The sequence below is a fragment of the Propionigenium maris DSM 9537 genome (assembly GCF_027925155.1).
GTDB lineage: Bacteria > Fusobacteriota > Fusobacteriia > Fusobacteriales > Fusobacteriaceae > Propionigenium > Propionigenium maris.
This window is the reverse complement of the sequence record NZ_BSDY01000021.1, coordinates 1-15,036: the sequence shown is the minus strand read 5'-3', so window position 1 is coordinate 15,036 and position 15,036 is coordinate 1. Positions and strand designations below refer to the sequence as shown.

The window sequence follows — 15,036 nt, the reverse complement described above, 5'->3', positions numbered from 1 at the left end:
GATAAAGTCAATTGTTGTACTTAAAATAAAGATAAAAATTTAAATGGATAATATCAATAATAATAATAATTTGTTGTTAATATTTCAAAATATAAAAAAACTTAATCTAAAAATAAATATTTTTTTCTCTTGACTAAAGAGATTCCCAATTCCTATTATAATGCTTGTTTTTATTGATTTTGTTTAGAAAATATACAGTTTAAAAAGAAATTATGAATATTTTTTATTTGACAAAGGGTAAGGGGGTGGAGCTATATAAATAGTAAAGAAAATTTCATTATTGAAAAAAAGGAGGGGTTATATGAGCAAGGTTAGGAATGCATTCCTCATGGCAGGAATGATCATTGCACTGCTTCTATTGAGTGCTTGCGGGGGAAAGGATGAGAAGGTGGCAGAATCTCAGGAGACAGTTGTAAACTTCTTTCTGAATTCTGGTCTAAAAACACTGGATATTTCTAAGGCAACTGATGTCAATGCATCTACAGTGTTTACCCAGGTAATGGAGGGGTTAACCAGGGTATCTGTAGGGGAGGATGGTCAGGATATTGTTGTTCCAGGGATAGCTGAGTCCTGGGAGGTAAGCGAGGATGGGCTGGTGTGGACCTTCCACCTAAGGGATGCAAAGTGGTGGGACGGACAGCCGGTTACTGCAGGGGACTTTGAGTATAGTATCAAGAGAACTCTGGATCCATCAACAGCATCTCAGTACGCATTTATACTGGCACCAATAAAGAATGCTACCAACTACAACTCGGGAAGTGCAGATGTCAGCAAGGTAGGAGTAAGGGCTGTGGATGATAGGACCCTTGAGTTTACTCTGAACTCTCCTTGCGGTTACTTCTTAGATCTAACCTACTACAAGACTCTCTATCCACAGAGAAGGGATGTAGTTGAAAAGTATGGAGACAGATACGGAGCAGCAGGGGAAACTCTTATAGCCAACGGTCCATTTAAGGTGGTGGAGTGGGTACCGAACAACAAGATAACCCTGGCAAAAAATGAAAACTACTGGGATGCAGACTCAGTTAAGATCGATAAGTTAAATGTTCAGATCATCCAGGACACCAATGCCCAGATGAATATGTTGCTAAATGGTCAGCTGGACATTGCAGGGGTATCCAAGGAGGAGTGGATAGAGAAGTTCAATAAAACTGGAAAGTTTGATGTTGTTAAGGGATTTGCAGCAGGAACAAACTACTCATTCTTTAACCAGAAGGACGATATCTTCTCTAACGACAAGGTGAGAAAGGCCTTCTCCCTGGCTATAACAAGGGAGGATATGGCAGATGTAATATTCAAGGGGACCTTTGATTCAGCTTACGGATGGGTGCCGCCAAAGCTACAGATAGCAGGAAGAGAGTACAGAAAGCTTGCAGGGGAACCGCTGCAGGAACTAAGGCAGGAGAATCCAGATCCTAGGGTGCTTCTAATTGAAGGTCTGAGAGAGCTTGGAATCTCAGATAAGCCTGAGGACTTAGAGGTAACCTATCTGAATACCGGTACAAATGACTGGTCGAGAAACTACTTTGAGTATGTACAGCAGATGTGGAAGAAGAGCCTGGGAGTAGAGGTGAAGGGTGAGTTTGTAGAGTGGCCAGTATTCCAGAAGAGAATAGATGAACAGGATTTCCAGCTTGCAGGGATGGCGTGGACTGGAGACTACAACGACCCTAGCACATTCTTAGATATCTGGAGCTCGGAAGCGGGGATCTATAATATCGGATATGAGAATGAAAGATATGATGAGCTTATCAAGATGGCGGCGAACACTATAGATCAGGAGAAGAGACTGGAGTACTTTAAGGAAGCGGAGCACATCCTTCTCTACGAGGATTCAGCCATTGCGCCAACACTATATAGAAAGAGGAATACATTTATATCCAAGAGGATAGACGGACTTGTAATTGCACTTTTCGGAGGAATTGACTTTAAAAATGTTCATATAGTGGAGTAGGGAGGTAGCTAAAATGCTCAAATACATCTTAAAGAGGGTGGGTATTATGCTGCTTACCCTTCTGGTAATAATTACTATGACTTTCTTTATAATCAGGGCGGTACCGGGGGATCCCCTGTCAAGTATGGCAAGGAACCTTCCAGAACAGGTGAAGCTGAACTTTTACGCCAAGTATGGACTGGATGAGCCCCTGTTTACTCAGTATATTAAGTTTCTGAAAAACCTTATCTTTCACCTGGATCTGGGGGAGTCCCTTGTGTATCCAGGAAGAACGGTGGCAGAGAGTATAGGAAAGTTTTCTCCAGTATCGGCAAGACTGGGGGGACAGGCGATATTTGCAGGATTTACAGTGGGGATCGGATTTGGAATCCTTGCTGCATTTAAGAGAAATAAGTGGCCAGACTATGTTGTGATGTTTTTAGCAATTCTTGGAGTATCTGTACCCAGTTTTGTAGCAGCTTCCCTGCTGCAGTATCAGTTTACAGTAAAGTATATGGTGCTTCCTACTACAGGGTGGGGGAAGGCAAGTCATACGATACTTCCTACAATAGCCCTGTGTTTTGGATCTATAGCAACCTATGCAAGGTATATGAGGGCCAATGTACTGGATGTACTTCACCAGGATTATATCCTCACAGCTAAGGCCAAGGGGGTATCAAATTTTGCCCTTGTATGGCGTCATGTAATCAGGAACGCTATCCTACCGGCCATTACAATACTGGGGCCTCAGATAGCAGGTATCTTTGTAGGTTCCTTTGTAATAGAGAGGATATTTTCTATTCCGGGATTTGGATTCAACTACGTAAGTGCAATACAAAACAGAGACTTTTCAATGATACTGGGGCAGACGATATTTTTTGCCAGCCTCTATATCTTTGCTCTTCTTATTGTGGATCTCCTCTATGGAGTTGTGGATCCTAGAATAAGGATTTCTGGTAAGAGATAGGGGAGGGATGATGATGGAGATAGCAAAGAAACTTACTAAGAAAGAGATGAAGATGAGGGCAAGGGAGGAGAGGAGCGAGGCAGAGAAGGTTCCAAGAAAGGTACATCTGACTCCTGAAAAGTTTGTAGTAGAGGGGTGCAAAGCTCTGGACTCAGAGGAGATACTGAGACCGAACCTGACCTACTGGCAGGATGCCTGGAGGAGGCTGAAGAAGAACAGGGTGGCCTTTGTAGCCCTTCTGCTTCTCATAGGTCTGGCTCTTATGACTGTAGTTGGAGAAGCAATAAGCGGCTACAGCCAGGAGGTAACGGAGTCCTCCATAAGAAATCTCTGGCCCAGCAAAGCCCACTGGTTTGGTACCGATGAGCTGGGAAGAGACCTCTTTGCAAGGGTGTGGCACGGTGGTAGAGTTTCTATGATAATGGGACTTGTGGGAGCAACTATATCCACAGTGGCAGGTTGTATCTACGGGGGAGTAGCGGGGTACTATGGAGGAAGAGTGGATAACATGATGATGAGGGTGATAGAGGTACTCACCACCCTTCCATACCTTATGGTTGTTATACTTATCTCCCTCTACCTGGGAAATGGTATCGTACCTCTTATCCTGGCAATGACAGCCACTGGATGGTGTGGAATGGCCAGACTTGTAAGGGGACAGATACTCCAGATAAAGGAGCAGGAGTATGTTCTGGCTGCCATAGCTTTGGGAGCAAGTCCATGGAGGATAATAACAAAACATCTTCTTACCAATACACTGGGGATAGTTATTGTATCTGTAACCTTTGATATACCGAGATTTATATTTGCTGAGGCATTCCTGAGCTATATAGGGCTGGGAGTGCAGGCTCCTAACACCAGCTGGGGAGCACTGGCTTCTGCATCCCAGCAAAACCTCATGTTCTATCCATACCAGCTGTTCTTCCCGGCACTGATGATAGCAGCAACAATGCTTTCATTTACTCTGCTTGGAGATGGATTAAGAGATGCTTTAGACCCAAAATTACGTCAGTAGGAGAGTGCTAAGAGATGGAAAAAATATTAAATGTAAAGGACTTAAATATATCATTTCATACATATGCTGGAGAGGTAAAGGCAGTGAGGGGAGTATCCTTTGATCTTCACAAGGGGGAGACTCTGGCTGTTGTGGGGGAGTCTGGTTGTGGAAAGACAGTAACTTCAAAATCCCTTATGAGACTCCTTCCCACTCCTCCGGCAGAGATAAAGGAAGGTTCTGCAATAGAGTTTGGCAGTACAGATATCTTAAAACTCTCTGAAAGGGAGCTGAGAAAGATAAGGGGAGGGGAGATATCCATGATCTTTCAGGATCCCATGACCTCGCTAAATCCTACTATGAAGGTGGGGGACCAGATTATGGAATCTCTCAGAATTCACAGGAAGCTTTCCAAGAGGGAGGCCAGGGAGGAAGCTATAAGGATGCTGAGAGTTGTAAATATTCCCAACCCTGAAAAGAGGATAGATGAGTATCCACACCAATTTTCAGGGGGAATGAGGCAGAGAGCTATGATAGCCATAGCCCTTTCGTGTAATCCCAAGATACTTATAGCAGATGAACCTACAACAGCTCTTGATGTAACGATCCAGGCTCAGATAATGGAGCTCATTAAGGAACTACAGGATGAGTTTGGAACAGCTGTGATCCTGGTAACCCATGATCTGGGAGTTGTGGCTGATGTAGCTGACAGGATACAGGTAATGTATGCTGGAAAGATAGTGGAGACGGGGACAAGGGAGGATATATTCTATAATCCTCAGCACCCATATACCTGGGCCCTTCTAAAGAGTGTACCTACTCTGGAAACTGAAAATAAGGCTCAGCTCTACTCCCTTCAGGGGACTCCTCCGGACCTCATAAAGCCTCCAGTGGGTTGTGCCTTTGCAGCAAGGTGTGAGTACTGCATGCCAGTCTGCAGGGAGGCAGAACCTGAGGAAATTAATTGTTCAGATACCCAGGGGGTGAGCTGCTGGCTGAAGCACTCTATGGCTCCCAAGGTAGAAAATCCCATTACAGGAGGTATAAGCTGATGCATAAAACATTACTGGAGATAAAAAACCTCCAAAAGCACTTTGATGTGTGGGGAGGTAACCTGTTAAAAGCTGTAGACGGAGTAAGCTTTAGTATCAAGAAGGGAGAGACCCTGGGGCTTGTGGGAGAATCTGGCTGCGGAAAAACAACAACTGGAAGAACACTTTTAGGCCTCTATAGCCCCACAGGGGGAGAGGTTATCTTTGATGGCATAGATGTGAGGGGAGCCAAGAAAAGGGAGAAGCAGGAGCTTAAAAAGAGGATGCAGGTAATCTTCCAGGATCCCTATGCATCCCTAAATCCAAGGATGACAGTAGGGGATATCATCTCTGAGGGGATAGATATCCATGGTATCTACAAGGGAGATGAGAGAACAAGAAGGATTGGGGAGCTCCTTTCCCTGGTTGGACTGAATAAGGAGCATGCCTCGCGTTTTCCCCATGAGTTCAGTGGGGGGCAGAGGCAGAGGATAGGGATAGCCAGGGCACTGGCTATAGAGCCTGAATTTATAGTGTGTGATGAACCTATATCTGCCCTAGATGTATCTATCCAGGCTCAGGTAGTAAACCTGCTCATCAAACTTCAAAATGAGCTGGGGCTAACCTACCTCTTTATAGCTCACGACCTTTCCATGGTAAGGCATATCTCGGACAGGGTGGGGGTTATGTACTTAGGGAAGCTGGTGGAGGTAGCGGACAGCACCTCCCTCTACGAGAATCCCAACCACCCCTATACTCAGGCACTTCTTTCGGCCATACCTATTCCAGATCCCAGGGTAGAGGATGCAAAGAAACACATAAAGCTTGAGGGAGAGGTTCCAAGTCCTATTAATCCCCCAACGGGATGTAGGTTTAGAACAAGGTGTAAGTATGCTATGGATATCTGCCAAAGGGAGGAGCCCCAGCTGAAGAACCTGGGAGATGGGCACCTTTCTGCTTGTCATTTAAATAAGTAACTTTAATTAGGGCACCAGAGCTAACCTCTGGTGCCCTGTTAAGGAATGAGGAAGTTGTAGATAAGTTTATAGAGGAGGTATTATGGAGAAGAGAGTTTTTTATATCCTGATTTTATTGGTTCTGCTTCTTACAGCCTGCGGAAGGAAGGAGTATAATTCAGATAGTGGGAAGGAAGCGGAGCAGGAATTAAATGTTTTTATAAGTGGAGAACCCAGCAGTATAGATCCATCCAGAGGAAACGATGTGTACTCCTCTACTCTATTGAATCAGATAATGGAGGGCTTGACCAAGGTAGAGGAGGATGGAAGTGGAGAGAAGATAGTGGGAGCCGGAGCTGAAAGGTGGGAGGTAAGCGAGGACGGACTGCTATGGAGGTTCTATCTGAGGGAGAATATGTGGGAGGACGGAGTAGCAGTTACAGCTGACCAGTATGTCTATGGTATCTTAAGAACCCTGGATCCCAACACAGCGGCTCCCCTATCCTATGTACTGACTCCATTTATAGTAGGGGCAGATGAGTTTAACAAAGGGAAGGGAGCAGCCACTGAGGTTGGGATTAAGGCTGTAGATGATAAGACCCTGGAATTTCACTTAAAGGCGCCCTGCCCCTACTTCCTGGAGCTGACCTACTCCAGGCTGATGTATCCCCAGAGAAGGGATCTTGTGGAGAGGTTTGGTGAACGATTTGGGAGTGGGGCAGATACCTTTATAGGAAATGGAGCTTTTAAATTGATCGATTGGATACATAATAATAAAATAGTACTGGAAAAAAATCAAAATTATTGGGATAATGTGAGAGTAAGTCTCAAAAAAATAAATATGAATATAGTGATGGATGAGAATGCCAGGATGAATATGCTCCTCAACAGGAGCGTGGATATGGCTTCTGTGAGCAAACCCGAGTGGATAGAGAAGTTTAGCAGCATGGGTAAGTGGAGAAGGGTAGAAAAGCCTGCAGCAGGGATAAACTATATGTTTTTTAACGGGAGCGATCCTGTATTTAAAAATAAAAACATAAGAAGGGCTTTTTCCAGTGTAATCAGAAGGGATGAGATGGCTCAGGTTATATTTAACGGTCTCTTTGAGGAGGCCAAGGGATATGTTCCCCCTGGAATCTATCTGGGAGAGAGGGAGTACAGAAGTTTGGCCGAGGACTATGTGGACCTTCTGGTAGAGGATGTGGAGGATCCCAGGGAAACTCTTATAGAGGGTCTGAGGGAGCTTGGACTGTCAGAGGATCCGGGAAAGTTTAAGGTTACCTATTTAAATGCCAGCACGGGAAACTGGGCGAGAACCTATACCGAGTATATCCAGCAGATGTTTAAACAGGAGCTTGGAATAGAGGTAGAGGCAGAGTATACTGAGTGGCCTGTATTCCAAAAAAGAACCGATAGCCTGGAGTACCAGTTTGCAGGAATGTCTATGAACCCTGCCTACAATGACCCCAATGATTTCCTTGAGGGATTCAAGTCTGAGGGGGGATATATTCCCATTGGATGGGAGAACAGCAGGTATGACTCCCTCATAGACAGGGCAGCAGTATCCAATGATTCAGAGGAGAGACTGGAGATCCTGAAGGAGGCTGAAAAACTCCTTGTGTATGACGAGGTAATGGTGGCTCCTACGGTATCCAGGAACACTAATATCTTTATAAATAAGAACCTCAAGGGGGTAATGCTGCCAACCTTTGGAGGAACACTGTATAAGTATGTAGAGGTAGTTGAGTAGAGCTATTAAAATGAGACAGGGGAGTTGAGAGTCTGCCCTGTCTATTGATTAATAAATAAAGAGTAGTAAAGGGGCGCATATGGACAGGAAGTTTTTGCATGAGATATTGAACACACCTTCCCCATCTGGGGAGGAATTCACACTTCAGAGAAGGTGGAGAGAGTATATAGGGGAGTATGCAGATAGGGTAGAAGCAGATAATGTGGGAAATGTATACGCATATCTAAACCCTGAGAATAACTTTAAGGTACTTCTTGCTGCACACTGTGATGAGATAGGGTTCATGGTAAGAAAGATCGATGAGAATGGATACCTGTATCTGGAAAAGGTGGGGGGAATCAGTCCCAAGCCGGCTCTGGGAATGAAGGTGAGAATAGGAGAGGTAAGGGGTGTAGTAGGAGTAAATGCAGAGCACCACGGTGGAGATAAGGGAGAGCTCACCTTTGAAAAGATATATGTGGACTGCGGCTTCAGGAACAGGGATCATGCCCTGGAAAACGTCAGGGTGGGAGATATGGGGGTCTATGACATAGAGGCTTTCGATCTTGCTGACAAGAAGCTTGCCTCAAAGGCACTGGACAATAAGAGCGGAGTGTTTATCATGACCGAGGTAGTCAAGAGGCTCTCCAAGGAGAATCTTAAGGTAGGTGTAGTGGGAGTAAGCACGGTAAATGAGGAAACCAATATGGGAGGGGCTTACTTTGCCGCTTCCAGGGTAAAGCCTGATATGGCCATAGCCCTGGATGTTACCTTTACTGGAGACTACCCTGAGTCTGCTGATCTTGATATTAAACTTGGAGGAGGGCCTGTCCTTGCAAAGGGAGCCCCTATCAATAAAAAGGTACTGGAGCACCTTGAGAGGACAGCTGAGAGGCTGGAGATGGATGTACAGCTGGAGCTGACTCCTAAAAATACCGGAACCGACGGAGATGCCATAAGAAAGACTGGTGGAGGGGTTCCCATAGGACTGATCTCTCTGCCGCTGAGATATATGCATGCCCCTTATGAGGTGTGCAGCATAGAGGATATTGAGAGTGAGGTTGAGCTTATAACCCAGGCGATCCTTGCTCTGGAAGAGGATTTTAACCTATGTCCCCTAGACTAAAAAAAGAAGCCTGATTCACTGCGGATCAGGCTTCTTTTATTGTTAATGAAAATCTAGAATTTATAAAATATTTACTTGAAGCGATCGGTGTTCCGACCGACTATTGGGAAGCAACTCACGTTGTTTCTTATAATGCTTTTAACTTCGTACCAATAATGGCTACCTCTATATTGTCTTCCAGGGACTCATTTATAGTAACCCCTAAGAGAAGGTTTTCAGGTTCTATGAGGAGCAGGGAGTTGATGGCCATCTGAACCTCAGCCAGTTTGTCCAGAGGAAGGTTTTTCCCACTGGTAATATTGATAAGAAGCTGCTTGGCTCCCTTTAGCTCTCCCTCTATAAGGGGGCTGCTGAGAGCTGTATCGATGATCCCTTTGATCTCGCCCCTTCCCCTTCCAAAACCAATGAGGGCTTCCCCTGCCTGGTTCAGGATAGACTTGATATCAGCAAAGTCAAGGTTTATAAGGCCATTTTCAAAGATTATATTCTTAACATTTCTAACTGAATTTTTAAGGATGCTGTCAGCTTCCTTGAAGGCGTTCTGAAGGGTGATATTTGCATCGGGGAGAAGCAATAGATTATCATTGGATATAACTATATAGGAGTCCACCAGTGCAGCCAGGTGCTCCGTAGCCTCCTTGGAGTTCTTGCACTTTGTATTTCCCTCGAAGGAGAATGGCTTTGTGACCACGGCCACAGTAAGGATACCAAGCTTCTTGGCAATCTCAGCAACCCTCAGTACCGCTCCACTACCGGTACCTCCTCCCAGTCCGCACACAATAAAGAGCATGTCGGTTTTACTGAGGAGTTCCTTAAAGGTATCGTCCTGTTCCTTGGCACTGGCATACCCCTTGTGGTAGTCCCCTCCAGTTCCAAGACCTCCTGTAATCTTTTCTCCCAGCTGGATTCTGGTATCAGCCAGGGAAGTTCCCAGTTTTCCTACATCTGTATCTGCTACAATATATTCTACATGGGAGATGCCGCTCTGTATCATGTCATTGATAACATTCACTCCAGCTCCCCCTAGACCTACTATCTTTAATGAAAAATCGAAATCCTTAGTATTCATGACAATCACCCCAAAATTAGTCAATATTTTATACGGAAGTTATTTATTTTATTATTTAAGATATATTACACATTAGTTTATTTCCTTTAGTATTGCAAGGAAAATAAAAAAGAATTAATCCTATTATATGATATAATCCACTCAATTACCAATCTAAATAAAGGGAAAATTTTACAGGGGGGAAGGCATGGCAGAGATAGAAGAAATTTTGGAAGAGGTAAAGAAGTGGGCAAGGGAGGCAGGGGAACTCCAGAGAGTAAACTTCAGGAGAAGAGACCTTGCCATAGAGAGTAAATCCAATGTCACCGACCTTGTCACTGAGATAGACAAGGGAAGTGAGGAGATAATTACAGGGCATATAAGGAGAAAATATCCAGATCATGCAATCCTGGCTGAGGAGAGCGGGAGGAACTCCAAGGAATCGGATTATCTGTGGGTGATAGACCCATTGGACGGGACAAACAACTATGCTCAGGGGTTGCCGATCTACTGTGTTTCCATAGGATTGAGGTATAGGGGGGAGACTATCTTAGGAGTGGTATATGCTCCCTACCTGGACGAGCTCTTCTGGGCAACCAAGGACGGAGGGGCCTACTGCAATGGTGAGAGGATAGAGGTAGGTAATGAGAGGGAGTTGAACAGGTGTGTTCTGGCCACGGGATTTCCCTATGATAAGGGAACCCATCCCCTGAACAACCTGGAGTATGTAGAGAGGATAGTACCCCAGCTGAGGGGGATAAGAAGGATGGGGGCAGCTGCCTATGATCTCTGCGGAGTAGCTATGGGTATACTTGACGGTTACTGGGAGATGAACCTCAGTCCCTGGGATGTGGAAGCCGGAATCCTCATAGTTAAGGAAGCAGGGGGAGTAGTGAGAAGCTTCAGAGGGGACAGGGGGATCTCCATAGTAGCAGGGAATAAGTCAGTTGTAGAAAGGATAGAGGAGAATCTTCAGTAAAGATATGGAAGGAGAGCCGGATAACGGCTCTTTTTTCAAAGATAGGTTATTCAGGTGATAAGAAGAAAAAAGGGGGAAGGCATGAAGAGGATAGATGAAAGAGATACCATGTTTGCAAGGGCTTCCTACAGGGAGGGAACAGCCCAGTATGAGGATTACTACAGAAGAAACCCAGAGAAAAGGGAAATAGATGATGAGCTGAGGGATATGCCCAACCTCTGCAGTGAAGAAACATCCACCTATGATGAGGTGGTGGCTCCCTTTGTGGAGAGCGGGTTTAAGGTGCTGGGACAGATAAGGCATCTGGCTGAAGGAACAGAGGGGAGCAAAAGGGTAGAGGCGGAACCTCGTGAGATCACTGGCAGGCTGAAGAAGCTCCTGAAGTATCTGGGGGCCAGGGATGTAAGGGTAACTCCCATGAAGGAGGAGTACTACTACAGCCACAGAGGAAGACATGAAGAGAACTATGGGGAGAGGGTAGAGGAGAACTACAGGTATGCCATAGTTTACACTGTGGAGATGGATGAGAAGATGATAAACAGGGCTCCCAACCTTGAGGAGGTAGTGGCTGTAACCAAGGGTTATATGGATGCCTCTATAATAGGTTTATGGGGGAGTGAGTATATAAGAGGTTTAGGGTATCCAGCAAGGGGGCATGTGGACGGAAACTACCTGGTGTATGCCCCTGCAGTAGCTGAAGCAGCAGGCCTTGGAGAGATAGGGAGGCATGGACTCCTGGTAACAGAGGGTGAGGGGTCCAGAGTAAGGCTGGGAGTTATTACCACCGATATGGAGCTTATACCGGACGAGAAGAAGAAGTTTGGGCTCAAGGAGCTGTGTAGCGAGTGCGGTATCTGCAGTGAAAACTGTATTGGGATAGCGATCCCAAGGGAGATAAGGGGAGACAGGTGGCAGGTGGAACAGGAAGCCTGCTACAGAGTATGGAGGAGGGTAGGAACAGACTGCGGAGTCTGTCTCAGTTCATGCCCTCTCAGCCAGGAGGTTGGAAGAAGGTATAGGGGAAGGCTGAGGGACAGAGAAGTCAGAAGGGAGATGCTGGAGGAGTACAGGAAAACCTATGGAAGGCGTAACTATATAAGGGAGCCTCTGGATCTCATGAAATAGATTAGGTAAAAAGGATGACTTCTAAAGTCATCCTTTTTTTAGAAAAACATATAAGGATGGTAGATACTTTCTTACCATGATGTCACCCGCAGGGAGTGTCACCAGATTTCTAAGATTTATTTCATAAATCAAGAACTCTGCGAAAGAAAGTATCCAAAGAAGATCTAGGGGTTCATAATTCTCCTCTTTGGCAATTACGTATTCCTTGTTTCTTTGGTGGGCTCTCTACAGAGCCTAAAGGAGAATAACGAAACGGAGTAACTTTTTATTGTGAAGTCAGACGTGAATCACAATTCTTAATTCTGCTTAGACGATTTTCAAGTGAGGGTAAGTAATGTATGGAGATTTTTAACTAAAAACCTTTTTTAATGCAGAAAGAAGTGGAGAGCTATGACATAAATAAAATCTAATAGATCCCCTGGGCAATCATAGCATCGGCAACCTTTACAAAGCCTGCTATGTTGGCTCCGTCTATGAGGGTCCCTCCATACTCCCTGGCAGTATCTGCAGAGGTATGGTAGATCTTCCTCATGATTTCCTGGAGGTTTCTATCTACTTCCTGGGCACTCCATGAAAGCCTGATACTGTTCTGTGTCATTTCAAGAGCTGATACAGCTACTCCTCCGGCATTGGCAGCCTTGGCCGGCCCCAGGGGAAGGTTGCTTTCTATAAAGTGGGCGATAGCTTCCTTGGTACATGGCATGTTGGCTGCTTCACATATAAGTTTACTTTTATTCTGGGTAATGAGCTTTGCCTGGGTAAGGTTTATGTCATTTTCTATGGCACAGGGGATAACCAGATCCCCCTTTACCTCCCAGGGCTTACGCCCCTTTACAAACTCCACCCCAAACTCCTGGGCATAGTCCTCTACCCTGTCCCTTCCAGAAGCCCTCATCTTGAGAAGGAAATCTATCTTCTTCCCGGTCACTCCTGCAGGGTCGTAGATGTAGCCATCTGGTCCAGAAAGGGTGGTTACCTTCCCTCCCAGCTGGGCTATCTTCAGGCAGGTTCCCCAGGCAACATTTCCAAACCCGGAGATGACAGCTTCCTTTCCCCTGATACTCTCCTTCATATCCTTTAACATCTCCTCTATAAAGTATACCACTCCAAAACCTGTTGCTTCAGGCCTTATGAGGCTTCCCCCGTAGGTGAGCCCCTTCCCTGAAAAAGCTCCGTTTTCAAAGGAGGCCTTGAGCCTGTGGTATTGTCCAAAGAGGTAACCGATCTCCCTCATACCTACACCGATATCCCCGGCAGGAACATCTATGTTGGGGCCGATATACCTGTAGAGCTCAGACATAAAGCTTCTACAGAACTCCAGGATCTCCCTGTCCGATCTACCAGTGGGATTGAAGTCTGAGCCCCCCTTTCCTCCTCCCAGGGGGAGTCCCGTAAGGGAGTTTTTCAGTATCTGTTCAAACCCTAAAAACTTAATGGTACTGAGATTAACATTGGGGTGAAACCTGAGTCCCCCCTTGTAGGGCCCTATGGCACCATTGAACTGTACCCTGTACCCCCTGTTCACCTGTATCTCTCCCCTGTCGTCTAGCCACGGAACCTTAAAGAGGATCTGTCTCTCTGGTTCACACAGACGGGCGAGGATATTTTTATCTATATAGAGTTTATTTTTTTCAAAAACCAGGGCAAGGGAGTTGGCGACCTCCTCTACAGCCTGCAGAAACTCATCTTCATGGGGATTACGGTATTTGACGTCACTCATTACACTGGCAATATAATTTTTGGCTTCTCTCATCTTCCCATCCTCCTCCTTTTTCTATTAGAGGATTACGAAAAAACAGAGGAAATCTTTTTTTCTTAAAAAATCGATTGATTATCCATACTTAGAATTGATTTGGGAGTGGGTGGGGTTTGAGGAGCAGCTGAAATAAGGATAAATTGATGAGTTGTTTCCTTGGACATTGAAAATTAAATAGTGTGCTTAGAATTTAGATTTTTTAGTTAGGCTATTACAAAATTACTGAAACTTCTCGTAAATTGTATGATATTATATGACAACGAAAATATATATGGAGGAGAAAAGAGCATGGTAAAGAAAATAGTGAAATTTATTCCTGTGGTTTTTATGCTACTGTTAAATTCAGTAATACTTGCGAATAAACTTCCTAGTACAGTTATTAAAGAGATAAATACTGTAGAAAAGAGGTTAGGCGCAAGTGTTGGTGTAGCTGTATATGATACTGAAAGCAATATAATATCAGAGTATAATGGAGATAAGAGATTTCCATTGATGAGTACATTTAAGACCCTAGCAGCTGCAAATATCTTATATAAAACAGATTAGGGATTGTTATCACTAGACAAAAAGGTAGATGTACATGAGGATGAAATTCTTAGCTATGCTCCAGTTACAAAGGAGTTTGTAGGCAGGACAATTGCATTAGATGAAGTTTGTTCAGCGGCTATGTTAATGAGTGATAATACAGCTGCAAATATAATGCTAAGAAACTTAGGTGGTCCTCAAGAATTAACTAAATTTTTAAGAGAAATTGGCGATACTACAACTAGAATAGATAGGGTGGAGCCAGAACTTAATGAAGCTTTAAAGGGGGACGAACGTGACACTACAACTCCAAAAGCTATTGTAGTAACTTTGGATAAATTATTGTATGGAAAAGTGTTATCTGATACTTCAAAGGAGCAACTAAAAAAATGGATGATGGATAATAAGATAGCGGATAATCTTTTAAGGTCTGTACTTCCTAAAGGATATCTTATTGCAGACAGATCAGGTGCAGGAGGATATGGATCTAGAAGTATAACAGCAGTAGTTTGGTCTGAAGATGATACGCCTATAATAATTAGTATCTATTTAACTCAAACAGATGCAACGTTCGCTGAGAGGAATGAAGCTATTGTTCAGATAGGTGACGTAATATTTAATGAATATTTGAATAATTAAATACCTGAATATTGCAAAAATAATTTATGAAAATAATATTAATTAGCACACTGTTTAAAAATAGTGTGCTTTTATTTTAGGCGGTGTATTTAATAAGATACTTTAATAGGCTGTTGCAAAAGTATTGTATAATTTTCAATATTGCAATGGCCTTTTCTATTGTAAATAATAATATCTTTAAACTAACATTAAAAAACTTCCTGCTTAGCCCTCTAACTCTATGATTAT

Annotated in this window: 11 protein-coding genes and 1 pseudogene; 10 read left to right on the top strand and 2 right to left on the bottom strand. The window is 44.2% G+C overall.

Annotated features, from left to right (window positions below):
* Positions 1 to 301 precede the first annotated feature (301 nt).
* The 7 genes from QMG11_RS15800 (at position 302) to QMG11_RS15770 (ending at position 8,736) form a co-directional block, all read left to right on the top strand.
* Positions 302 to 1,954: a peptide ABC transporter substrate-binding protein gene (locus tag QMG11_RS15800; RefSeq protein ID WP_281837290.1), complete on the top strand. Its 1,653-nt coding sequence runs from the start codon at positions 302 to 304 to the stop codon at positions 1,952 to 1,954.
* Positions 1,955 to 1,967: 13 nt separating this feature from the next.
* A complete protein-coding gene (locus QMG11_RS15795; protein WP_281837289.1) occupies positions 1,968 to 2,900 on the top strand; it encodes an ABC transporter permease in 933 nt (310 codons plus the stop codon).
* A 10-nt stretch (positions 2,901 to 2,910) separates the two neighbouring features.
* Entirely contained in the window at positions 2,911 to 3,915 is a 1,005-nt protein-coding gene (locus tag QMG11_RS15790; RefSeq protein ID WP_281837288.1) for an ABC transporter permease, read from the top strand.
* Positions 3,916 to 3,929: 14 nt separating this feature from the next.
* Entirely contained in the window at positions 3,930 to 4,946 is a 1,017-nt protein-coding gene (locus QMG11_RS15785) for an ABC transporter ATP-binding protein (protein WP_281837285.1), read from the top strand.
* Entirely contained in the window at positions 4,946 to 5,902 is a 957-nt protein-coding gene (locus QMG11_RS15780; RefSeq protein WP_281837283.1) for an ABC transporter ATP-binding protein, read from the top strand. The genes QMG11_RS15785 and QMG11_RS15780 overlap by 1 nt, the downstream gene beginning before the upstream one ends.
* An 82-nt stretch (positions 5,903 to 5,984) precedes the next feature.
* Positions 5,985 to 7,631, top strand: coding sequence for a peptide ABC transporter substrate-binding protein (locus QMG11_RS15775; RefSeq protein WP_281837281.1), 1,647 nt, complete (start codon positions 5,985 to 5,987; stop codon positions 7,629 to 7,631).
* A 79-nt stretch (positions 7,632 to 7,710) separates the two neighbouring features.
* Positions 7,711 to 8,736 carry a M20/M25/M40 family metallo-hydrolase gene (locus QMG11_RS15770; RefSeq protein WP_281837279.1) on the top strand — a complete coding sequence of 342 codons (1,026 nt, stop codon included), beginning with the start codon at positions 7,711 to 7,713 and terminating at the stop codon, positions 8,734 to 8,736.
* 127 nt (positions 8,737 to 8,863) lie between these two features.
* On the opposite strand, the gene QMG11_RS15765 is transcribed toward QMG11_RS15770, so the two are convergent.
* Positions 8,864 to 9,805, bottom strand: a complete 942-nt coding sequence (locus tag QMG11_RS15765) for a cell division protein FtsZ (protein WP_281837277.1) — start codon at positions 9,803 to 9,805, stop codon at positions 8,864 to 8,866.
* A gap of 187 nt (positions 9,806 to 9,992) precedes the next feature.
* On the opposite strand from QMG11_RS15765, the gene QMG11_RS15760 reads away from it, so the two are divergent.
* Positions 9,993 to 10,763, top strand: a complete 771-nt coding sequence (locus QMG11_RS15760; RefSeq protein WP_281837275.1) for an inositol monophosphatase family protein — start codon at positions 9,993 to 9,995, stop codon at positions 10,761 to 10,763.
* Positions 10,764 to 10,844: 81 nt separating this feature from the next.
* Positions 10,845 to 11,888: a reductive dehalogenase domain-containing protein gene (locus QMG11_RS15755; protein ID WP_281837273.1), complete on the top strand. Its 1,044-nt coding sequence runs from the start codon at positions 10,845 to 10,847 to the stop codon at positions 11,886 to 11,888.
* Positions 11,889 to 12,294: 406 nt separating this feature from the next.
* Here QMG11_RS15755 and gdhA read toward each other — a convergent pair whose 3' ends face one another.
* Positions 12,295 to 13,641 carry an NADP-specific glutamate dehydrogenase gene (gene gdhA / locus QMG11_RS15750; RefSeq protein WP_281837271.1) on the bottom strand — a complete coding sequence of 449 codons (1,347 nt, stop codon included), beginning with the start codon at positions 13,639 to 13,641 and terminating at the stop codon, positions 12,295 to 12,297.
* Between the two features lie 306 nt (positions 13,642 to 13,947).
* Here gdhA and bla point away from each other — a divergent pair.
* Positions 13,948 to 14,808 (top strand): annotated as a pseudogene (bla, locus tag QMG11_RS15740) (class A beta-lactamase).
* Positions 14,809 to 15,036 lie beyond the last annotated feature (228 nt).